Below are 21,199 nucleotides of genomic sequence, written 5' to 3'. Positions count from 1 at the left end.
GACACTCCTTCCGGTACATTCGCATAAGGTTTGCTACAGCTTGCCACCTGTACGTACAATGTGACTATAAATTGTTTACCGACGACCGTTCGATGAGCACCGGTTCGTACAATTTGCCAGCATCCACTGCGATCGGGCCACCGCCTTCGCCCCTCTTGGCGATCATGCGCAGCAGCGCGTTCGCCGCGTCGGACCCGAGCTGCGCCTTCGGATGCGCGATCGTCGTCAGTTTCACCTCGGTGGCCGTCGCGAGCGGCGAATCGTCGAAGCCGACGATCGAGACGTCGTCCGGTACGCGCAGCCCGGCTTGCCGAATCGTCTCGAGCAGCGCGATCGCAAGCTCGTCGTTATAGCAGACGAACGCCTGCTCGAGAGCACGAGGCGGAAGCCGTTGCCGCGCAGCGTCGACTCGATCCCTCGCACGATGTGAGGGAAGATGTAGTCCGAGATATACGTCGTGACGACGCCGACCGTCGGCACGTCGTCCTCTCCCGCGGGGGGCAATCGGTCGGCGACGAACGTGCCCTTGCCCTGCACCCGGTAGATGCGGCCTTCGCGCTCGAGCTCGCCTACCGTCTGCCGAATCGTCTGCCGGCTGACCCCGAATCGCTCGGCGAGTTCATGCTCCGACGGGAGCCGTTCGCCGGGGGCGAACGCTCCGGCTTCGAGCCCCTGCAGAAGCTCCCGCTTGACTTGGACGTACTTCGGGACGTTCTTGTCGTTCATGCGTCAATCCACTCTTTTGGCGTAATGTAGTAGTTGGCACCAGTATAGCATTGTTTTGAGTTGTATGTACAACAATGTCGAGGCGAGAGCTGTTCCGGTTATGTCCGCGCTCGCCGAAGCCGCGATGAGCCGGAATGATAGGAGGAAGCGAAAAGGGTCAAACGTAATGAATACTGGGACTTTAACCGTGCTTCGGAAGGCCCCTTCGGTTCGACGGCGCCGTCCCGCGGGCTTCCTCGATCGATCGTCATCGACGGCCGCGTCCTGGAAGACAAACTGCAAGAGTTCTTGAAGGATCGGGAATGGCTCGAGCGGGAGCTCCGGAAGGCGGGCGTTGCGAGCGCCCGCGACGTCAGTTTCATGCAAACCGATGAACGAGGGAACGTCTATATCGATGTCCGGAACGATGTGCTACAGTAGGGGAAACGGGTAGAAACCAAGACGGGATGGCACAATGGTTTATTTATACGCATTCGCATATCATGAGGACGAACGGGACTTGTTCGAGATGGAGCGAAGGGCTTTATTCGGCGCAGGCGACGGCGTCCCGGCGGGGATGGCGGCTTTCCGATCCGAGCGGGAAATCGATCCGCGCCGCAGTCCGTTTCTGAAAAGTCGACTCGATGTTCGATTCGAGGGGGACTCGCCGGTCGAGCTGGCGGAGCGGATTCGGGAGGCAGGGGTGGCCGCTCCGTCGTTCAAAGTCGTGTACGGAAAGACGGGGGAGTCGGAGCTGTCTTACGAAGACCGGCGCGCCGTCGAACGAATCGTCGGCGCCGCCGTGCGCGGGACGGCCGACATGCGGACGCCGGCCGAGAAGTTCGGCGTCGCGGCTTACGGAGGGCGCTGGGCGTTCGGCCCGCTGAGGGAAAGCGGAGACGCGTGGCAGAAACATGCCCGGAAGCCGAGGCAGTACTCGACGGCGCTCGGCGCCCGTCTCGCGCGGGCGGTCGCGAATATCGCAGTGCCGGAACCTTCCGGCATCCGCGCGATCGACCCGTGCTGCGGCATCGGTACGGTGCTGCTCGAGGCGTTGTCCATGGGCGTCGACATCGTCGGTTCGGACGTCAATCCGCTGGCGGTGCTGGGCGCTCGGGAAAACGTATCGCACTACGGCTATCCGGACGTCGTCCGAGTCGCGGACGCGAGGGACGTTGCCGGCGCGTACGATGTCGCCATCGTCGACCTCCCGTACAATCTGTGCTCCGTGCTGCCGGAGCGGGAGCTCGACGAGCTGCTCGCCGCGGTTCGCCGCATGGCGATCCGGGCGGTGCTCATCGCAACGACGCCGATCGACGACGCCGTAAGCCGCGCGGGCTTTGCCGTTCGCGACCGGTGCGAGGCGCGTAAGGGATCGTTCCGACGGGAGGTTGTTGCTGTCGAGAGGGACGCAACGGTGACGAAGTTTTGAAATTTCTTTAATCCCCATCGAAACAGTAGGAATTATTTTCGATCCGTTGTATACTGTTGCTTGAGCGTTTCTTCCTGCGCTATAATTTTTTCCAATCCCATTCCTCACGACAAAGGAGTACATAATGGACAAGAAACTTATTTTCGGTCACAAGAACCCGGACACGGACACGATTTGCTCGGCGATCGCTTATGCGGACCTGAAGACGCAGCTCGGCGAGAACGTCGAAGCCGTTCGCCTCGGCGCCGTCAGCGGCGAAACGCAATTCGCGCTCGACAAGTTCGGCTTCGACGCGCCGCGCCTCGTCGAAACCGTCGCGAACGAAGTCAAAGGCGTTATCCTCGTCGATCATAACGAGCGACAGCAGAGCGTTTCGGACATCGAGCAGGTGCAAGTGCTCGAGGTCATCGACCATCACCGCATCGCCAACTTCGAGACGAGCGGACCGTTGTACTACCGCGCGGAGCCGGTCGGCTGCACGGCGACGATCCTCTTGAAGCTGTACAAGGAGAACGGCAAGTCGGTACCGAAGAACGTCGCAGGCCTCATGCTGTCCGCCATCGTCTCCGATTCGCTGCTGTTCAAGTCGCCGACGTGCACGGCGCAAGACGTGGCCGCGGCGAAGGAGCTCGCGGAGATCGCCGGCGTGGACGCCGAGTCCTACGGCCTCGACATGCTGAAGGCGGGCGCGGACCTGTCCGACAAGACGATCGCGCAGCTCATCTCGCTCGATTCCAAGGAGTTCACGATGGGCGGCTCCAAGGTCGAGATCGCGCAAGTGAACGCGGTCGACGTGAACGACGTGCTCTCGCGTCAAGCGGAAGTCGAAGCGGCGCTGTCGCAAATCATTACCGACAAGGGCTTGGATCTGTTCTTGTTCGTCGTGACGGACATTCTCAACAACGACTCCGTCGGCCTCGCGCTCGGCAAGAAGGCGAACGCGGTGGAGAAGGCGTACAACGTAACGTTGTCGAACAATACAGCCGTGCTGAAGGGCGTCGTGTCCCGCAAGTCGCAAATCGTGCCGGTGCTCACGGATACGTTCAACCAGATGTAATCTCGAAATCCATGGAAAAAGGGCAGAGGGTCGATTCATCGACCTTCTGCCCTTTTTTCATTTTGCCCGGCCATTGTCACAAATACTTGTAATTCTCGCCAAAAGGGACGAAAGCGTACAATACCTGCAAAAAGCAGTACATCTGGCGTAGGGGGCGGGTCCGCATATCGCCGTTCGAACCCGCCTTCGTCACCGCCAGAGCGGCACAGTCTCCGGCAGCGGCAGCAGCTCGGACACGCGGACGAACGCCGCTTCGTCCCGCAGCCGGTCTATCGCGCTTCGCAGGGCGGAGGCCGTAATGCGCCCCGGCGGCCCGACATGGCCGATCGCGATCGTATCGGATTGCTCGTCGACCAACCGAAGCAGCTTGCGCAGCTGCTTATGGACATGCGACGCCGTATAGATGTCGTCCAGGAACAGATCGTTCGCGACGAGCGGCACCCCGACGTCGTTCGCCGTCGTCTCTGCCTTGCTCTTGCCCGTCGTACGGCTGTCGAGGAAGTACAACCCCCGCTCCCGGCACACCTCCATGACGAGCCGCATGACGCGCGGGTCGGCCGTCGCTTTGGAGCCCATATGATTGTTCATGCCCCGGGCATGCGGCACGTCGTCGATCGCGGCGGCGACGCGGTTCTTGATTTCCCGGTCGGACAAGTCGGTCGTAATCGCGCCGGGACCGAGCCAGCTCCGCTTGCCTCGCACCGGCTCCATCGGCAGATGCACGATGACCTCGTGCCCGCGGCGGTGCGCTTCCTCCGCGTCGCGCTTCGTCGTCGGAAGGAACGGCATGACGGCGACCGTAATCGGCGCCGGGAGCGCGAACATCTCCTCGGTGCCGTCCATAGCGTTGCCGAAGTCGTCGATGACGATCGCGACGCGGCGCGGCTCCGCGCGCTCGGGAGCGGGCGCCGCGCCGGCGTCGGCCGTGAAGGAGAACGCGATCAGTACGGTCAAGAGCATTGAAAGCGCCGGACGTCGAAGCATAGAACCCACGTCCTTCCATATAGAATAGGGGTAACCTTTACCTTCCCACGCGAAGAGCCGCTTTATGCGAGAGGATTTCGCGCCGGAGGGAGGGATATTCTGGAATACGTCGAATTGGGACTAACAACCAATCCCGTGATCCCGAAAGGAGCCGTTATGAACGATCGTTCGAGCATGTCCGCCCGCATCTGGAAATACCGGTTGCATTATGTCATCGTGCTGCCGGCGCTGCTGCTGCTGTTTCTCTTCAAGGGGATCCCGTTTCTGATCGGGATATACCTCCCGTTCGTAGACTTTAACGTATTCAAGGGGATATTCGGCAGTCCGTGGACGGGGATGGGCAACTTCCGGACGCTGTTTCAGCTTCCGGAATTTCGCCAAGTATTGACGAATACAATCGCGCTCAATCTCGGCTACGTCGTCGTTTCGGGCGCGGCGGGCTTGCTCGCGGCGCTCGCGATGGCCGCGATACGTTGGGAACGGCTGCGGACCGTCTTCTCGACGTTGTTCTTGCTGCCCTATTTCGTCCCGTCCGTCGCGTTCGCATACGCGTTCGCGGTTATGATGTCGCCCGACCGGTCGCCTCTGTTCGCTTGGGACGCATTCTTCCTCGGCGATGCCGGACGGTTTCGTCTCGCGGCGATCGCCGCGGAGACGTTGAAGACCGTCGGCATTCCCGCGCTGATCGCGCTGACGGCGATCGCATCCAGGCACGAGGCCGCGTCCGGCGCCGGCTTCCCGCGGGGAGGGTACTTGCGCGACACCGTGATCCCGGCGGCGAGAGCCGTCTTCGCCTTCGCGCTGCTGCGGATGACGATGCCGCTGACGTCCGACTTCGATCTGATGAACTCGCTGGTCAACCCTTTGGTGTTTCAAACCGGGGACACCCTAGCCACGTTCGGCTTTCGCGTCGGCTTCGTTCAGGCGCAGTACAGCTTGGCTTCCGCCGCATGGCTGTTCCAATTCGCCATGCAGCTGCTCTTCGCATGCGCGGCGTACGCGCTTCTTCGAGGCGCCTTCGCGAACGACCTGTTCGGCCGCTTCGAGCGCCCTCGGATTCGGGCGGGGAGCGCGGCAGCCAACGGGATCGGCCTCGCCGCTTCGCTCGCGTTCGGGATCGCGGCCCTGCTCCCGCTCTACGTCTTGTTCGTCGTGCCGCTGACGACTCGAAGCGAGGCCGCGGTATCGGCGCGGGACCTCCTGTCCGTTCCGAACGCGCTCGCCTACGGTCTCTTGTTCTTGGCCGCGACCGTCGTTCATATGCTGATGACCGTCACGCTCGCCTTTCCCCTGACCGCGAAGCGGCTCCCGGGACGGCAGCTGTATAAGCTTCTTCTGATCTTCGTCGCGCTCATCGGTTCCGGCACGATCCACGAATATTTGTTTTTCCGCAATCTCGGTCTCGTCGACACCCGATTCGCGGCGCCGCTCGCGGGCATCGTCTCCGTCGTCCCGGCGTTCGTGCTCAAGAGCGTCTTCAACGCGAAATACGGGCGGCTGAAGGAGCAAGCGGAGGAGGAGGGCAAGGGGGAGCTTCATGCGTTCGCGACCCTATTCCTTCCGAACGTCTGGAAGCCGTGGATCGCGCTCGGCGTATTGCAGCTCGTCGCGCTCGCAAGCGCCTATCAGCCGTCCTTGCTGTATGTGGCGAATCCGGGAGCATTCCCGCCCGTCGTGCAATTCATGAACCTGTCGATGGGAATGTCGCCGGAACAGGTACCGCCGGGCGATCCGCTTCTGCTGGCCCTGGGCGCGATCATTAGCCTGCCGGGCGTCGCGCTGCTGCTGTTGTTCCGGCCGTGGCTCACCTCGGAGGTGCTCGTCAGCCAGGTCCGCAGAGGGTAGGCAGGGGAGAGCCGTCATGATAAGATGTGGAAAAAAGGTTACCGATAACTCTTCGCAGGAGGTTCGTATGGTGAGAATCGATTCGCATCAACATTTCTGGGTGTACGATTCGGAAGAATTCGGCTGGACGGGCGGGCCGGACAGCCCGATCAGCAAGAGCTTCGCGCCGGAGCAGCTCTCGCCGCTGCTCGCGGCGAACGGCTTCGGAGGCGCGGTGGCGGTGCAGGCTAGATCGTCGCTCGCCGAGAACGACTACTTGCTCGATCTCGCGGACGCGCATGATTTCATTCGAGCCGTCGTCGGTTGGGTCGACTTGACGTCGCCCGACGTCTCTGAGCAGCTGGCGAAGTACGCCCGGCATCCGAAGTTCAAGGGCGTACGCCATATCGCGCAGGCGGAGCCGGACGACGCGTTCTTGGCGAGGGAAGATGTCGCGGGGGGCGTCGCCGCGTTGGGCGAATTCGGCCTTACCTACGATATTCTCGTCTATCACCGGCAGCTGCCGGCCGCGATCGAGCTCGTGCGCCGCTTCCCGGAGCAGAAGTTCGTGCTCGATCATATCGCCAAGCCGGACATCCGAGGCGGACGTCTTGAGCCGTGGAAGAAGCGGATCGAAGAAATCGCTTCGTTCGATAACGTGATGTGCAAGGTGTCGGGGATGGTGACGGAAGCGGACGTCGCCGCGTGGAAGGACTCCGATTTCGCGCCGTACCTCGAGACGGTGTTCGAAGCGTTCGGTCCGAATCGGCTCATGTACGGCTCGGATTGGCCGGTTTGTCTGCTCGGCGCCGACTACGCCGGCGCGCTCGGCATCGTGGAACGCGCGGTGCAAGGGTGGAGCGAAGCGGATCGAGAGCGGTTGTTCGGCGGCAACTGCGCGGCGTTCTACGGAATCGAGTAGGGGAAGGGGCTCCTCGTGATGAAGCAGAACAAATACGACGATCCCGACTTTTTCGCGAAGTATAGTCGGATGCCTCGTTCCGTCGAAGGGTTGGGCGCCGCCGGAGAGTGGACCGCCTTCCGCGCGCTGCTCCCGGAGCTTCGCGGCAAGCGGGTGCTGGATCTCGGCTGCGGCTTCGGCTGGCATTGCCGGTACGCTCGCGAGCGAGGGGCGCGTTCGGTCGTAGGGATCGACCTCTCGGCCAAGATGCTGGAGCGCGCCCGAGCGGCGACCAATGACCCCGGAATCGAATATCGGCGCAGCGCCATCGAGGACGCCGACTTCGCCGAAGGGGAATTCGACGTCGCGCTCAGCTCGCTGGCGCTCCATTACGTCGATCGGTTCGATCTCGCATGCCGGAACGTGCACCGCTGGCTCGCCCCCGGCGGGAGCTTCGTCCTGTCGGTCGAACACCCGATCTACACGGCGCGCGCGGCGCAGGATTGGCACTACGGAGCGAACGGGGAGAAGCTGCATTGGCCGGTCGACGACTACCATCGCGAGGGACCCCGAACGGCGAGGTTTCTGGACGACGACGTCGTCAAGTACCACCGAACCGTCGCTACCTACCTGAATGCGGTGCTGGCGGCCGGCTTCGGAATCGACGATGTGTCGGAGCTGACCCCGACTTCCGAGATGCTGGAGGCAAATCCCGCATGGCAGGAGGAGATGCGCCGACCGATGTTCCTCTTGATCGGCTGCTCCAAGCTTCCGAAATAACGAGTCGTCAGACGACACCCGGAGGAGCGGCCGACGACTGCCGGACGACGAGCTCGGACGGCAATACGATCTTACGGGGCGCGGCGCCGGCCGCGCCCTGAATGCGTTCGATGAGCAGCTGCATGCCGAGCGAGCCGAATTCGTAGGCGGGCTGTCGGGCGACGGTGAGGAACGGATCCAGCGCGATCGATTCGCCGAAGTCGTCGAAGCAGACGACCGACAAGTCGTCCGGCACGCGCACGTCGCGTACGCGCAAGGCCCGGATGACCGCGAGCGCGAGAAAGTTGTTCGCGGCGAAGACGGCGGTCGGCGGCGCTTCTGCCGACAAGAGGTCGTCGACGAACGCCATGCCTTCCACGGCCGTATACCCGACGTCGTGCACGAGCGCAGGGTCGAACGGAATGTCGGCCAGCTTCAGCGCCTCGAGGTATCCGGCGTAGCGAAGCCGCGCGGTGGAGACGTCCTGTCGCCCGCCCACCATGGCGATTCGCGTATGACCGAGGTCGAGCAGATGCTCCACCAGACGGCGGGCGCCTTCCCGGCTGTCCCCGAGCACATGGTCGGCTTCGATACCGGGCACCTCCCGATCGAGGATGACGAACGGCACGTTACGCCGCTGCAGCATTCGCAGATGCTCCGCCGAGCCGTCGCCCGCCGGAGCGAACAGCACCCCGTCGGCGCGCGTAGACAGTACCATGTCCACGTAATCGCGCTCCTTCGCATAGTCCTCGTCGCTGTTGCCGAACAGCAGCTTATACCCGTTGCGCATGGCCGTATCCTCGGCGCCGCGCGCCAGCGTCGTATAGAACGGGTTCGTGATATCCGTAATGAGCAGCGACAGCATCTTCGTCTCTTGCTTGACGAGGCTGCGCGCCATCGAATTCGGGACGTAGTTCAGCTCCTCCATCACCTGTTTGACGCGGGCGCGCGTCGACTCGCTGATCCGTCCCGTGTTATTGATAACTCTCGAGACGGTCATCGCAGAGACGTTGGCCAGCTTTGCAATATCGTAGATCGTAACGATGAGGGCTCACCCTTTTCCATATATGGCTTGGCTTTATTGTAATGGAATAATTGGATTGACAGCAAGGTGAAACCTTGGTAGTTTAGGGTTATCGGTAACATATTTTTTCGAAAACGAGGCGATTTGACGGATGGCTGGACAAGTGCAAGCCGGAGCGGACGCGATTCGCATGCACGCGGACGATCATGTAGCGACCGCGCTCAGGGATTTGAAGGCGGGCGAGACGATTTCGTTCACGTTCGCGGGAGAACGCTTTCAAGTAGCGATGTCGGAGGATGTGGCGTTCGGGCATAAGGTCGCGATCGTCGACATTCCGGAAGGGGCGCATGTGAAGAAATACGGAGAGACGATCGGCCGCGCGACGACGGACATCGCCGCGGGGCGGCACGTGCACGTGCACAACATCGAAGGCATTCGCGGCCGCGGCGACCAAGCGGGGAAGGGAGCAAGCGCATGACAACCAGCACTGCTACGATCATGGGTTACGAGCGAGCGAACGGCGATATCGGCATCCGCAATCATCTGTTGATCATTCCGACCGTCATCTGCTCGAACCAGGTATGCAGCCGCATCGCGCAGCTCGTGCCGGACGCGGTGGCGATTCCGCATCAGCACGGCTGCAGCCAGATCGGCTCCGATAAAGACCGGACGTTCGACGTACTCGCCGGCACCGGCAAAAATCCGAACGTCGGCGCCGTCCTCATCATCAGCCTCGGCTGCGAGGTCGTCGATCCGGTCGCGCTCGCGGAAGAAATCAAGAAGACGGGCAAGCCGGTCGAGTGGTTCGACATTCAATCCGCCGGCGGCTCGGTGAAGGCGATCCAGCATGGCGCCGACATCGCGCGGAGGCTCAAAGCGCAGCTCGACGCGGAGAAGAAGGTGCCGGTGCCGCTCTCGAAGCTGAAGGTCGGCGTGAAGTGCGGCGGCTCCGACGCGACGAGCGGCCTCGCCTCGAACCCGGCGCTCGGCGGCGCGGCGGACGCGCTCATCGCGCACGGCGGCGGCATCGTCATCGGCGAGACGACGGAGATCATCGGCGCGGAGCATGTGCTCGCCGAGCGCTGCGAGACGCCGGAGACGAAGGAGAAGCTGTACGAGATCGTGGACCGGTTCGAAAAGGAAGTCGAGCGCATGGGCGCCGACATGCGCGGCGGCAACCCGAGTCCCGGCAACATCGCGGGCGGGCTGTCGACGATCGAGGAGAAGTCGCTCGGCTGCATCAGCAAGTGCGGCACGGCGCCGATCCGCGGCGTCATCGAATACGCCGAAGACATTCCGGAAGGCGGCCTGTACTTCATGGATTCGCCGGGCAACGACATCGAATGCGTCTCCGGCATGGCGGCGGGCGGCGCGCACATCGTCTGCTTTACGACGGGGCGCGGCACGCCGACGGGCTCCGCGGTCGTGCCGGTCATTAAGATCACCGGCAACCGCCGCATGTTCGAGCGGATGAGCGACAACATGGACGTCGACGTCAGCGGCATGCTGACGGGCGAGATGAGTCTCGAGGAAGCCGGCGACGCGATCTGGAAGGAAATCGTCGAGGTGGCGGGCGGGAAGCTGACGAAAGCGGAAATTCTCGGCCACCAAGAGTTCAGCATCAACCGCATCGGACCTAGCTTGTAAGAAAAAAATTCGATCGAAGCACATACAAAGATGAGCGACCGCGGATTCGCGGAAGTTTTTCGGGAGGAACATACTCATGACAACGAAGAGATTGCAAGACCGCGTAGCGCTCGTCACGGGCGGCAGCCGCGGCATCGGAGAAGCGATCGTGTACCGGCTCGCCGAGGAGGGCGCTCACGTCGCGGTCAATTTCGCGTCGCCGTCCTCGAAGCCGCTCACGGAAGAAGTCGTCCGCAAAGTCGAGGCGATGGGCCGCAAGGCGATCGCCGTTCAAGCGGACGTCGGCAGCAAGGCGCAGGTCGCCGCCATGTTCGAGCAGGTGGAGCGCGCGCTCGGCGACGTCGAAATTTTGGTCAACAACGCCGGCATCGCGCCGTTCGAATCGTTCCTGAAAGTTACGGAAGAAACGTGGGACCGCACGTATAATACGAATGTGAAGTCGATCTTCTTAGCCTCCCAGCTCGCGGCCGGGAAGATGATCGCGAAGGGCTACGGCAAAATCGTCAACGTCCTGTCGACGGCGAGCCTCGTCGTTACGAGCCCGGTCATCCCGCACTACCAGTCGTCGAAGGCGGCGGCGCACATGCTGACGAAGGGGATGGCGATCGAGCTCGGCAAATACGGCATCAACGTGAACGCGGTCGGCCCGAGCACGGTCGATACGGACATGTGCACGGATTACTTGGCCGATCCGGCCATCCGTCAGAAGGAAATCGAGGCGAATCCGATGAAGCGTCTCGGCACCGCGCGGCAGATCGGCGACGCCGTCGTGTTCCTCGCTTCGGAAGAAGCGATGCAAGTGAACGGTCACCTGCTGATGGTGGACGGCGGCCTTACCGTGAAGGCGGCGCAGCCGGACGACCATCTCGATCGCTAAGGAGGCCTGACCGATGGCGGCATCGCGCTGGGAATACATCCGTGCGAACGCGTTCGAGGAGCTCGCGGCGCTCGGCGAAGAAGGCTGGGAGCTCGTGAGCGTCGCGGCGAACGGGAACGGCGGAGAGACGTTTTACTTGAAGCGGCCTTGCCCTTCGATTCGGGAGGAGCTGACGAGGTCGCAGCGCGAGCAAGCGCTGCGTACGTCCGGAAGCGGCCATGCGAAGGGGGAGGCGCCATGAAGCGGGGCGGCATTTTGCACCCGACGTTGAACCGGATTTTGTCGGAGACGGGACACACCGATTTACTGACGATCTGCGATCGCGGCTTCCCGGTGCCTCCCGGGCCGGAGCGGCTCGACCTTGCGCTCGTGGACGACCTGCCGACCGTCATGGACGTGCTCGCCGCCGTCAGCGGCGAGTTCGTCATCGACTGCATCATCGTCACCGAGGAGATGGCGGCGGCGAGCCCGGAGCGATACGCTCAACTGCGTTCGACGTACCCGGAGCTCGCGTTCCGGGTCGTGCCGCACGAGCGGTTCAAGGCGATCTGCCCCGAGTCGCGGGCGGTCGTCCGCACCGGGGACGCGACGCCGTACGCCAACATTATCATCGTCTCCGGATAAACCTACGAGGGAGTGTAAATATGAGACTTGCGGACAAAGTTACTCTGATTACGGGCTCCGGCTCCGGCATCGGCAAATCGAGCGCGCTGCTGTTCGCTCGCGAAGGCGCGACGGTCGTCGTGAACGATTTGAACGCGGAGCAAGGACAGGCGACGGTCGACGAAATCGTATCCAGCGGCGGGAAGGCGGCGTTCTATCAAGCGGACGTCACGAATCCGGAGCAGGTCAAAACGATGATCGATCGTATCGTCGAAGACTTCGGCCGCATCGACGTATTGTTCAACAACGCGGGCATCAGCGGCGTCGGCCGCTTGCACGAAGTCGAGCCGGAGGCGTGGGACCGCGTCATGACGGTCAACATCCGCGGCGTATTCCTGCCGTCGAAGTACGTACTGCCGCACATGATGGAACGGATGAGCGGCTCGATCATCAACATGTCGTCCTGCATCGCGGAGATCGGTCTCGCGAAGCGCGCATCCTATTCCGCGACCAAAGGCGCGGTGTTGGCATTGACGAAGTCGATGCAGGTGGATTATGCTCCTTACAATATCCGCGTGAACGCGCTGCTGCCGGGAACGATCCTGACTCCGTTCGTAGAGGACTACCTGCGCAAGTCGTACGACGATCAGGAAGCGGCGTACGCCTCGCTGAAGACTAGACAGCTGAGCGGCGACTTGGGCCGTCCCGAGGACGTGGCGCAAGCCGCGCTGTTCCTCGCTTCGGACGAGTCGAAGTTCATGATGGGTTCGCCGCTGTATATCGACGGCGGCGTCGTGTTCGGAAAAAACGCATAGGAGAGGCTGGGGAGCATGAAGCTGCTAACGTTTGTTGAAAATGGGGAATTCCGTCTAGGCGTCGTAACGCCGGCGGGCGTCGTCGACGTCGCCGCGGCCGCGGCGCTGCTGCCGAACGTCGGCGACGCGCCGACGGGCGTGCATGCGGTCATCGAAGGCGGGAACGACGCGGTAGGCGCGCTAGCGAAGCTGGTCGAAGCGGCGACGGCGGACGCGTCCGTCGCTTCTCGCGTCACGCGCGTCGAGGACGAGCTGACGTTGGGACCGTGCGTCACGCATCCGAACAAGATCATCTGCGTGGGTCTCAACTACCGCAAGCATGCGGAAGAGACGAACGCGCCGATCCCGAAATATCCGATCTTGTTCAACAAGTTCAACAACACGCTTACCGGCAAGGGTCATGACGTGCCGCTGCCGCGCGTCTCGAACGAAGTCGACTACGAGGCGGAGCTCGTCATCGTCATCGGCAAGGAAGCGAAATACGTCGACAAGGCGGAGGCGCTCGACTACGTCTTCGGGTATTGCAACGTGAACGACTTGTCCGCCCGCGACCTGCAGATGCGCACGGCGCAGTGGCTGCTCGGCAAGTCGTGCGACAAGTTTTCGCCGCTCGGCCCGTATCTCGTGACGGCCGACGAAGTGGGCGATCCGAACGCGCTCGACATTCGCTGCATCGTGAACGGCGAAGTGCGCCAGAGCTCGAATACGTCGGACATGATTTTCCATTGCGACGAAATCGTCAGCTACATCTCGCAGCATATGACGCTCGTCCCGGGCGACATTATCTTGACGGGTACGCCGGAAGGCGTCGTGCTCGGCTTGCCGCCGGAGCAGCGCGTCTACCTGCAGCCGGGAGACGTCGTTACGATCGAGATCGAGAAGCTCGGTTCCCTCACGAACCGTATGGTCGCCGAATAATTCGGAACGCGGAACAAGCCCTTCGGATCGCCGAAGGGCTTGTTCTCGTCGGATAGGGCGTCTTCAACCGGTCCGGATCCGAATCGGCATCGTTCGATGATATCTCCTTAGTTGCTTATGTCTCTTCTCTATACGATACTGACGCCGATGCGCGCGCCGCGGTTGCAGACGGTGCGCTGCCAATGTTTTCCGCATCTTCGATGGCATAGGCGTCCGCCGCGACCTGCCGCAGGAACGGAGACAGCGGGCCGGCCGCGTACAATCGCAGCCGGTGCATCGCCCGGGTGCAGGCGGTATAAAACAGTTTGCGCTCCCGTTCTTGGCCGTATGCCCGCTCGGAAGCGTCCGCGATAAGCACGGCGTCGAATTCTACGCCCTTCGCCAAGTAGGAGGGGACGACGCACGGACCCTTCGGGAAGCGGGACGTCTCCCTCGTAACGAGCGCGAGCTCGCCGACGAACGGCTGCAGCCGTTCGAACGCGGCGGCGCTGTCCGCGGCGGTCTTCGCGACGACGGCGATCGATCCGTAGCCTTCCTCTTGAAGGCGGCGAATGTCTCTCGCGACGGCGACGTAGACGGCGTCTTGATCGTCCGCGCGGACGAGGACGGGGCGCTCGCCGGGCCGGTCGAACGGCACGATGTCGGGGCCGCCGTCCGCGAGCAGCCGCTTGGCGAAGCCGACGATCTCCCGCGTCGACCGGTAACAGCGCGCGAACGGCACGAAGGCGGTGTCCGCTTCGCCGTACAGCCGCAGCATGGCGTCGTTCTCGTGAAGCGCGGCGGCGAACGGGAAGATGGCCTGCCGGAAGTCGCCGACGATCGTCATGCGCGCGACCGGGAACAGCCGTTTAATATATTCCAGCTGGAGCGGGGAGTAATCCTGCGCTTCGTCGATGAGGACATGTCTTACGTCGCGCCGCTCGCGGCCCCCTTCCAACGCGTCGAGCAGGTGGAGGTACAGCGCCGCGTCGTCGTATGGCATCCGCTTCGCCTCGAGCGCTTCGGCGGTTCGCTCCGTCGCGGCCGCCCAGACGAGATCGTCGCCGGAACGCCTTGAACGAAGGAAAGCGACGTACAATTCCGGCACGTCTACGAAGCGAAGCCGTTTGACGCGGCGGCGCAGCGTCTCGAACCGTTCCTTCACGATCAATTCGCGAAGGATGCTCTCTTCGAGCGTGTTTTCGTTGAAGACGGCGTCTCGGCTTCTTTGCCGCTTCCGCACTTCCTTGTACGCCCGCCGCAGCAGGTCCGCATCGACCGTCTCCAGCTCCGAGCTCACCCAATCCGCATCGCGCTCGGCGACTTCGCGCTCGGAAAGCTTGCGAAGCAGCAGCTTCTTCGCGGCGAACAGCCGATCGGGAAGCTTCAGGCGTTCGTCCGTCGACGCGAAGACGGACTTGACGACGCTGCGGGAGACGAGCGTCTTGCCGTTCAGACGAAGGCCGCGGAACGGAATCGTCTCCGCCCCGAGCCGCTTGACGAAGTCGTCGAGCTCGGCGAGCAGCGAGGGATCCGACTTCGCGCGCACGGTTCGTTCGATTCGCTCCGCCGCTTCCTCGTCCGTCTCGCCGAGCAGCGTCTCCAGCGCGTCGAACGGATGCTCGACCTCGAATTCGCGGCCGAATCGATATTCTAAATACGCAAGGAACGTCGTCTGGCCGATCGGCTCCTCGCCGAGCTCCGGCAGGACGGTGTCGACGTAGCTCATGAACATCGGATTCGGAGAGAAGAGCAGCATCTGCTCGGACTTCAGCGTGTCGCGATGTTTATACAAGAGATAGGCGACCCGCTGCAGCGCGGCGGACGTCTTGCCGCTGCCGGCCGGCCCGTGCACGACGAGCAGCCGCTTGTCGTCGTTGCGGATGGCGGCGTTCTGCTCCTTCTGGATCGTCGAGACGATCGTCTTCATGCGCGCGTCGGAGTTCGTCGCGAGCATGCGGCCGAGAAGCGCGTCTCCGATCGTGACGCCGCTGTCGAACGCGCCGACCCAGTTCCCCCGCTCCGTCAGGAACTGGAGCTTGCGCGTCATCTCGCCGCGAACGAGCCCTTCGGGCGATTCGTAGCTCGCTTCGCCGGGCTGGTAATCGTAGTAGAGCGACGCGATCGGCGCCCGCCAGTCGGTGACGAACAGCGTCTCGCCGTCGTCGCCGAGCAGGGTGGAGGAGCCGATGTAGACGGAGTGTTCCGCGGCGGGCGAACCGCCTTCTTCGCGGAAGGCGACGAAGCCGAAGTAAGGCGTTTCGCGCAGCCGCTTCAGACCGGCGATTTGACGAACGAGCGCGCGGTGGGCGCGTTCGCGTTCGCCCACCAGTCTCGCCTGCTGGGTGACGTTGGCGGCCGTCTCCAGCGCTTCGTCGTACGAGCCGAAGTTCAAGGTGACGTCGTCCCAGAACTGCTTGCGCAGATCGACGACGCGATCGCGCTCTTCGACGATGAGGGGCTCGAGCCGTTCGAGCCGCTCGACGATGAGGCGCCGCACGTCCTCGAATCGGCTTCGTTCCGCTGCCCAGGGGTCGGATGGATGCAAAAAAACCACTCCTTGAAGAGGATGTTGACATTCGTGCGAGTAACTGATACAATATAATTGAGAAGATTATAAGTATCGGCTGATGTCGCACGACATGCATTTCTATAGTGTACATTATGAAACCCTTACGTTCAAGATGAGGTCGCCTTATTGGCGACTTTTTTGTTGTTCCTATTCCGCGTTTCGCGCCCCGCGCATCGAACGAACCGCCGCAGACTCGCCATGCACCTGACGCTTCGCATCTCCCATGCCGTTCGATCTCTCGCATTTCGCGGCACCCGTCGTTACCTTGCCGATTGCCCGTCGAGCCTGAACCTCCGCGAACGGATTAGCGGGAAACGTTCCATGGAATTCAAGGGGGATATCACGCAGACCCAAGACAATCGCCCAAATTTCTGTAAGCGGTAACATTTTTGTTGAAGGATGTTTTCTTTACGTCTAGAATAGGTATATATATATTGTCAGAATATCACTAAAATTCAGACACCTTGTCCGAGGTTATGTACCATTTTTCACAAACGAAAGGATGATCGCTCGTTGCTGCACATCGTCGTATGCGTAAAGCAAGTGCCCGACAGCCGCGAAATCCGCATCGATCCGAAGGACAATACGCTGATCCGCCAAGGCGTGCCCAGCATCGTCAACTTCTACGACCTGCACGGTCTCGAAGAGGCGCTGCGCATCAAAGACGAGCTCGGCGCGCGCGTCACGGTCGTGACGATGGGGCCGCCTCCGGCGGAGAAGGGGCTTAAGGAATGCATCTCGCTCGGCGCCGACGAAGCGGTGCTCGTCACCGACCGCGGCTTCGCCGGCGCGGATACGCTGGCGACGTCGTACGTCGTCGCGAAGACGATCCGCAAGGTCGAGGAAACTTGGGGGCCGGTCGACCTTATCTTCTGCGGCAAGCAGACGCTCGACGGCGACACGGGACAGGTCGGACCGGGCGTCGCCTGCCGGCTCGACACCGAGCAGCTGACGTACGTCTCCAAGGTCGTCGAGGTCGACGAACCGTCCCGTACGATTACGGTTCACCGCCATCTCGAAGACGGGGTCGAAGTCGTGCAAACCCGGATGCCGGCGCTCGTCACCGCGCTCAAGGAGCTCAATAAGGTGCGCCGCGCGACGCTGCCGGGCATGCTCCGAGCCGCCCGGTATAAGCCAGTCGTCTGGACGACGGCGGACTTCCCCGACATCGAGCGGTCGAAGATCGGACTGAAGGGATCGCCGACGATCGTCTCCAAGACGTGGGTGCCGGAAGCGCGCAAGGCGAATACGACGATGCTTCCGGCGGATACGCCGCAGCAAGCGGCGGAAGCGCTGGCCGACAAGCTGTGGGCGAGCGGGCTGCCCGAGCGGCTCGGCTGGATGTAACGGAGAAGGAGGGACGATCACGAATGAGCGAGAGGGATAAGGATACCGCCATGCCCGATTGGTCGGCCTATCGAGGCGTCTTGATTTTCGTCGAGCAGCGCGGCGGGCGGGCGAAGAGCGTCTCCTGGCAGCTGCTCGGCGAAGGGAAGAAGCTGGCCGACAAGCTGGAGGTGCCGCTGAAAGCCGTCGTCATCGGGCACGGCGTCGAGCGGCTGGCGCAGGAAGCGGTCTGCTACGGGGCGGACACCGTCTACCTATGCGACGCTCCGGAGCTGAAGGAGTACCGGACGCGTCCGTACAGCCGGGTGATGCTTCGCCTCATCGAAGACGCGAAGCCCGAGATCGTCCTGTTCGGCGCGACGGCGACGGGGCGCGACCTTGCGGGCGCGATCGCGACGCATCTGCCGACGGGGCTGACCGCGGACACGACGGAGCTGGACGTGGAGCCGCATCCGTCGCGGCTGCTGCTGGCGAGCCGGCCGGCGTTTTCCGAGAAGATGATGGCAACGATTCTATGCAAGCAGTACCGGCCTCAGATGGCGACGGCGCGGGCCGGCGTGTTCCAGGCGCTGCCGCGCGACGCGTCGAGGCAAGGCGAGATCGTGCGGATCGAATGCCCGCTGAAGGAGGAGGACATCGCGACGCAGGTGCTGGATTTCCTCGAGGAAACCGGCGGCGTCAACCTCGAGGAGGCGGAAATCATCGTAGCGGGAGGCAGAGGGCTCGGCGGGCCCGAAGCGTTCCGCATGCTGGAAGCGCTTGCGGACGCGCTGGGCGGCGTCGTCGGCGCCTCCCGGGCGGCGGTCGACGCCGGGTGGATCAAACACGAGCACCAGGTCGGCCAGACCGGGCAGACGGTGCGCCCGAAGCTATATTTCGCGATCGGCATCTCCGGCGCGGTGCAGCATACGGTCGGCATGTCGAACGCCGAGACGATCGTCGCGATCAATCGGGACGAGAACGCGCCGATCTTCCGCATCGCGCATTACGGCATCGTCGGCGACTTGTTCAAGATCGTGCCGGCGATTACGGAGCGAATTAAGGCGCGGCGAGGCGTCGGCGGCATCGCCCGGGCGAAGGCGTCGGAGACGGCGTAGACGGCGTAGGATCATTTTCCGAGGGGGAAGGGGTTGGGCGTATGGCGGAAAAGTTCGACGCGGTCGTCGTCGGCGCGGGACCGGCGGGCGCGGCGGCGGCCATGACGATGGCGCGGGCCGGATTGTCCGTGGTGCTGATCGAGCGGGGCGAGTTCCCCGGCGCGAAAAACTTGTTCGGAGGCGTGCTGTATCGCAAGCAGATCGAAGAGCTCGTGCCGGAGTTTTGGACGGAGCGGAACGCGCCGATCGAACGGCATATCGTGGAGCAGCGCATCTGGCTCATGGGCAAGGACTCGATGGTGACGCTCGGTCACCGGAACGAGGCGTATAAGGCGCCTTACAACTGCTTCACGGGCCTTCGGGTCAAGTTCGACCAATGGTTCGCGAACAAAGCGGTCGAGGCGGGCGCCATCCCCGTGTACGAGACGGTCGTCACCGACGTCATCCGGGAAGGCGACAAGGTCGTCGGCGTGCGGACCGATCGGGAGGACGGCGACCTGTACGCGAACGTCGTCGTCATCGCCGACGGCGTCAATTCGCTGCTCGGCAAGGCGATGGGCATTCATCGGGAATGGGAGCCCGATCAAGTGTCGCTGGCGGTGAAAGAAGTCATCGCGTTGCCGCGGGAGAAAATCGAGGACCGGTTCAACCTCGAAGGCGACGAAGGCGTCACGATCGAGTTCATGGGCGAGACGTCGCTCGGGATGGCCGGCATGGGATTCCTCTACACGAACAAGGAGACGATCTCGCTCGGCGTCGGCGTCATGGTGAACCACCTGCGCGACAAGAAGGTGAAGCCGTACGCCGTGCTCGACGCGGTGAAGCAGCATCCGATGATAAGGAAGCTCATCCAAGGCGGCGAAACGAAGGAATATTCCGGACATCTCATTCCCGAGGGCGGGTATCATTCGATTCCGCCGCTGTCCGGCGCCGGCTGGGTCGTCTGCGGCGATGCGGCGCAGCTCGTCAATTTCGTGCACCGCGAGGGCACCAATCTGGCGATGACGTCGGGGCGGCTGGCGGGAGAAGCGATCGTACGGGCGCGAGCGGTCGAAAATTATTCCGCACCCTCGCTCTCGTCCTACGACCGTAACATTCGCGAGTCGTTCGTGGCGAAGGACCTTAAGAAATACAAAGGCATGCATCAGCTGCTGAAGGACGAAGATCCGGAGCTGTTATTCGAGAAGCTGCCGCGCGCAGTGAACGAGGCGGCGTACCAGATGTTCCTCGTGGACGGGGAGACGAAGGCGGCGAAGCAGCGGAAGGCGGTCGAGATCATCAAGAAGGCGGCCGGCGGCCCGGTGAACCTGATGAAACTCGGCTATAAGGGATGGAGGGCGATGAATGGATGAACGGAAACAGCGCGGTAACGGATCGGCTGTTCACGATTCGCTACAAGTGCGACGACCAGTCGCACTTGATCATTAAGGAGCGGGATACGTGTCTGAAGTGCACGACGAAGGATTGCAATTATTTCTGCCCGTCGGACGTGTACGAATGGGACGGGAAGCAGAAGATTACGACCGTCGCCTATGAAAATTGCATCGAATGCGGCACCTGCCGCATCGCCTGCCCGTCGCACAACATCCATTGGGTGTATCCGAAAGGAGGGCACGGCATCACGTACAAGTACGGTTGAGCTTCGAGCGGGCCGAGGGGAAGCGGCTTACGTCCGGTATTCCCTCGGCGACATGCCGGTCCAACGGCGAAACTGCTTGCTGAACGTCGCGGGGTCGGCGTAGCCGAGCTTCGCCGCGATCGCCTCGACGGAGAGGAACGGGTCGAGCAGCAGCAGCTTCGCTTCGCGGAGCGTGACGGCGGAACGATACGCGCGCGGCGACATGCCGTACGCTTCCCGAAAGACGCGCGCGCAGTGCGACGGGCTGTAGCCGAGCGAGCGGGCGATTCGCAAGATCGCGTCGTCCTCCGCTTCGCCGTCCGCGCCTTCGGCGACCGATCGTTCGATCCGACTTGCGATCGCTTCCGCGAGACGCGCGGCGGCCCCGGCAGGCTTGCCCTCGTTTCGCCGCTCAGGCTCCGGCTCCTCGGCGAGGGCGGCGAGCAGCGCATAGACGGCGGACAGCGTCCGCATGCGGAGCGCGGCGGATTCCGCGTCGGCCTCGGCGGTGGCGAGCTCGATCAGGCGGGAGATCGCCGGACCGATCCGCCGCTCGACCTCGGAGCCTTGCGGATACAGCCCGCGATCGAGCGCATGCAGGCTTCGCCGCAGCGACGGGTCGTCCGCTTGGAAATGAAGGCAGAAATAAGCCATCGCGTCCCCGTCGTCCGCCGTCGCCGCATGGCGTTCGCCGGGACGGACGATCGCGATGTCCCCGGCGCGCTGCTCGTGCGTCTTCGACTCGATCGAGAACCGCTGTAGGCCTTCGGTCACGACGTTCAGCTCGAACATGGCGTGGGCATGCGGCGGGTAAGACCACGGCGCGTCGACGCGCCGCAGGTGCGCGGCGAACAGTTGGAACGTCGTTCGAACGTCCGGCAGGACGTGAACTTCCTTCGTGCCGTGCAGGCGCATGCGCCCATCTAGGTCCTCCATAGCGTCCCCACTCTCCTTCCGGCTTCCATTATACACGATTCGACGAACCTCGCAGGAGTGACGCATTCGGCAAAATGGTGACGGATTTCGGCGGTTTCCTCAAA

General features: G+C 62.8%; 21 protein-coding genes and 2 pseudogenes. 17 read left to right on the top strand and 6 right to left on the bottom strand.

Features of this window, described 5'->3' with window-relative positions; all coding sequences use genetic code 11:
- Positions 1-64: 64 nt before the first annotated feature.
- A complete protein-coding gene (locus tag RIN49_RS03990) occupies positions 65-505 on the bottom strand; it encodes a substrate-binding domain-containing protein (RefSeq protein WP_309118916.1) in 441 nt (146 codons plus the stop codon).
- 62 nt (positions 506-567) lie between these two features.
- Positions 568-726: pseudogene (locus RIN49_RS03985) on the bottom strand (GntR family transcriptional regulator); the annotation flags it as partial.
- A 234-nt stretch (positions 727-960) separates the two neighbouring features.
- Here RIN49_RS03985 and RIN49_RS28755 point away from each other — a divergent pair.
- The 3 genes and pseudogenes from RIN49_RS28755 to RIN49_RS03975 form a co-directional block, all read left to right on the top strand.
- Positions 961-1,146, top strand: a pseudogene (locus RIN49_RS28755) (YetF domain-containing protein); the annotation flags it as partial.
- Between the two features lie 34 nt (positions 1,147-1,180).
- Positions 1,181-2,137, top strand: coding sequence for a TRM11 family SAM-dependent methyltransferase (locus tag RIN49_RS03980; RefSeq protein ID WP_309118859.1), 957 nt, complete (start codon positions 1,181-1,183; stop codon positions 2,135-2,137).
- A gap of 124 nt (positions 2,138-2,261) precedes the next feature.
- The gene (locus tag RIN49_RS03975; protein WP_309118858.1) at positions 2,262-3,194 is read left to right on the top strand and encodes a manganese-dependent inorganic pyrophosphatase; all 933 of its coding nucleotides are present in this window, start codon (positions 2,262-2,264) and stop codon (positions 3,192-3,194) included.
- Positions 3,195-3,383: 189 nt separating this feature from the next.
- Here RIN49_RS03975 and RIN49_RS03970 read toward each other — a convergent pair whose 3' ends face one another.
- On the bottom strand, positions 3,384-4,178 hold the full coding sequence (locus RIN49_RS03970; RefSeq protein WP_309118857.1) for a divergent polysaccharide deacetylase family protein: 795 nt from the start codon (positions 4,176-4,178) through the stop codon (positions 3,384-3,386).
- 156 nt (positions 4,179-4,334) lie between these two features.
- On the opposite strand from RIN49_RS03970, the gene RIN49_RS03965 reads away from it, so the two are divergent.
- The 3 genes from RIN49_RS03965 to RIN49_RS03955 all read left to right on the top strand — a co-directional run bounded on the left by RIN49_RS03965 (position 4,335) and on the right by RIN49_RS03955 (position 7,683).
- On the top strand, positions 4,335-6,023 hold the full coding sequence (locus tag RIN49_RS03965) for a hypothetical protein (RefSeq protein WP_309118856.1): 1,689 nt from the start codon (positions 4,335-4,337) through the stop codon (positions 6,021-6,023).
- Positions 6,024-6,093: 70 nt separating this feature from the next.
- On the top strand, positions 6,094-6,924 hold the full coding sequence (locus RIN49_RS03960) for an amidohydrolase family protein (RefSeq protein WP_309118855.1): 831 nt from the start codon (positions 6,094-6,096) through the stop codon (positions 6,922-6,924).
- An 18-nt stretch (positions 6,925-6,942) separates the two neighbouring features.
- The gene (locus RIN49_RS03955; protein WP_309118854.1) at positions 6,943-7,683 is read left to right on the top strand and encodes a class I SAM-dependent methyltransferase; all 741 of its coding nucleotides are present in this window, start codon (positions 6,943-6,945) and stop codon (positions 7,681-7,683) included.
- Positions 7,684-7,690: 7 nt separating this feature from the next.
- On the opposite strand, the gene RIN49_RS03950 is transcribed toward RIN49_RS03955, so the two are convergent.
- Positions 7,691-8,707 (bottom strand): LacI family DNA-binding transcriptional regulator, encoded by a 1,017-nt coding sequence (locus RIN49_RS03950; RefSeq protein WP_309118915.1) that lies wholly within the window; start codon positions 8,705-8,707, stop codon positions 7,691-7,693.
- A 130-nt stretch (positions 8,708-8,837) separates the two neighbouring features.
- Between RIN49_RS03950 and RIN49_RS03945 the strand changes: the two genes are divergently transcribed.
- From RIN49_RS03945 to RIN49_RS03915, 7 genes are all read left to right on the top strand, one after another.
- A complete protein-coding gene (locus tag RIN49_RS03945) occupies positions 8,838-9,164 on the top strand; it encodes a UxaA family hydrolase (protein WP_309118853.1) in 327 nt (108 codons plus the stop codon).
- Positions 9,161-10,333: a UxaA family hydrolase gene (locus RIN49_RS03940; protein WP_309118852.1), complete on the top strand. Its 1,173-nt coding sequence runs from the start codon at positions 9,161-9,163 to the stop codon at positions 10,331-10,333. The genes RIN49_RS03945 and RIN49_RS03940 overlap by 4 nt, the downstream gene beginning before the upstream one ends.
- A 76-nt stretch (positions 10,334-10,409) precedes the next feature.
- A complete protein-coding gene (locus tag RIN49_RS03935) occupies positions 10,410-11,210 on the top strand; it encodes an SDR family NAD(P)-dependent oxidoreductase (protein WP_309118851.1) in 801 nt (266 codons plus the stop codon).
- A 13-nt stretch (positions 11,211-11,223) separates the two neighbouring features.
- Entirely contained in the window at positions 11,224-11,451 is a 228-nt protein-coding gene (locus RIN49_RS03930) for a hypothetical protein (protein ID WP_309118850.1), read from the top strand.
- Complete coding sequence (gene rbsD, locus RIN49_RS03925; protein ID WP_309118849.1) at positions 11,448-11,834, top strand: D-ribose pyranase; 387 nt, start codon at positions 11,448-11,450, stop codon at positions 11,832-11,834. The genes RIN49_RS03930 and rbsD overlap by 4 nt, the downstream gene beginning before the upstream one ends.
- Before the next feature lie 20 nt (positions 11,835-11,854).
- A complete protein-coding gene (locus tag RIN49_RS03920; protein WP_309118848.1) occupies positions 11,855-12,628 on the top strand; it encodes an SDR family NAD(P)-dependent oxidoreductase in 774 nt (257 codons plus the stop codon).
- Between the two features lie 15 nt (positions 12,629-12,643).
- The gene (locus RIN49_RS03915; protein WP_309118847.1) at positions 12,644-13,546 is read left to right on the top strand and encodes a fumarylacetoacetate hydrolase family protein; all 903 of its coding nucleotides are present in this window, start codon (positions 12,644-12,646) and stop codon (positions 13,544-13,546) included.
- Positions 13,547-13,661: 115 nt separating this feature from the next.
- Here RIN49_RS03915 and helD read toward each other — a convergent pair whose 3' ends face one another.
- On the bottom strand, positions 13,662-16,073 hold the full coding sequence (gene helD / locus RIN49_RS03910; RefSeq protein WP_309118846.1) for an RNA polymerase recycling motor HelD: 2,412 nt from the start codon (positions 16,071-16,073) through the stop codon (positions 13,662-13,664).
- Positions 16,074-16,610: 537 nt separating this feature from the next.
- Between helD and RIN49_RS03905 the strand changes: the two genes are divergently transcribed.
- The 4 genes from RIN49_RS03905 to RIN49_RS03890 are packed head-to-tail and all read left to right on the top strand — an operon-like array spanning position 16,611 to position 20,180.
- Positions 16,611-17,444 carry an electron transfer flavoprotein subunit beta/FixA family protein gene (locus RIN49_RS03905; RefSeq protein ID WP_309118845.1) on the top strand — a complete coding sequence of 278 codons (834 nt, stop codon included), beginning with the start codon at positions 16,611-16,613 and terminating at the stop codon, positions 17,442-17,444.
- Positions 17,445-17,467: 23 nt separating this feature from the next.
- A complete protein-coding gene (locus RIN49_RS03900) occupies positions 17,468-18,541 on the top strand; it encodes an electron transfer flavoprotein subunit alpha/FixB family protein (RefSeq protein WP_309118844.1) in 1,074 nt (357 codons plus the stop codon).
- 41 nt (positions 18,542-18,582) lie between these two features.
- Entirely contained in the window at positions 18,583-19,893 is a 1,311-nt protein-coding gene (locus RIN49_RS03895; protein WP_309118843.1) for an FAD-dependent oxidoreductase, read from the top strand.
- The gene (locus RIN49_RS03890; protein WP_309118842.1) at positions 19,890-20,180 is read left to right on the top strand and encodes a ferredoxin family protein; all 291 of its coding nucleotides are present in this window, start codon (positions 19,890-19,892) and stop codon (positions 20,178-20,180) included. The genes RIN49_RS03895 and RIN49_RS03890 overlap by 4 nt, the downstream gene beginning before the upstream one ends.
- A 27-nt stretch (positions 20,181-20,207) precedes the next feature.
- Here RIN49_RS03890 and RIN49_RS03885 read toward each other — a convergent pair whose 3' ends face one another.
- On the bottom strand, positions 20,208-21,095 hold the full coding sequence (locus RIN49_RS03885; protein ID WP_309118841.1) for an AraC family transcriptional regulator: 888 nt from the start codon (positions 21,093-21,095) through the stop codon (positions 20,208-20,210).
- Positions 21,096-21,199: the final 104 nt, after the last annotated feature.

It is taken from the genome of Paenibacillus sp., assembly GCF_031177825.1.
GTDB lineage: Bacteria > Bacillota > Bacilli > Paenibacillales > YIM-B00363 > Paenibacillus_AE.
The sequence above is the reverse complement of the archived record's forward strand: the minus strand, read 5'-3'. Positions and strand labels throughout refer to the sequence as shown.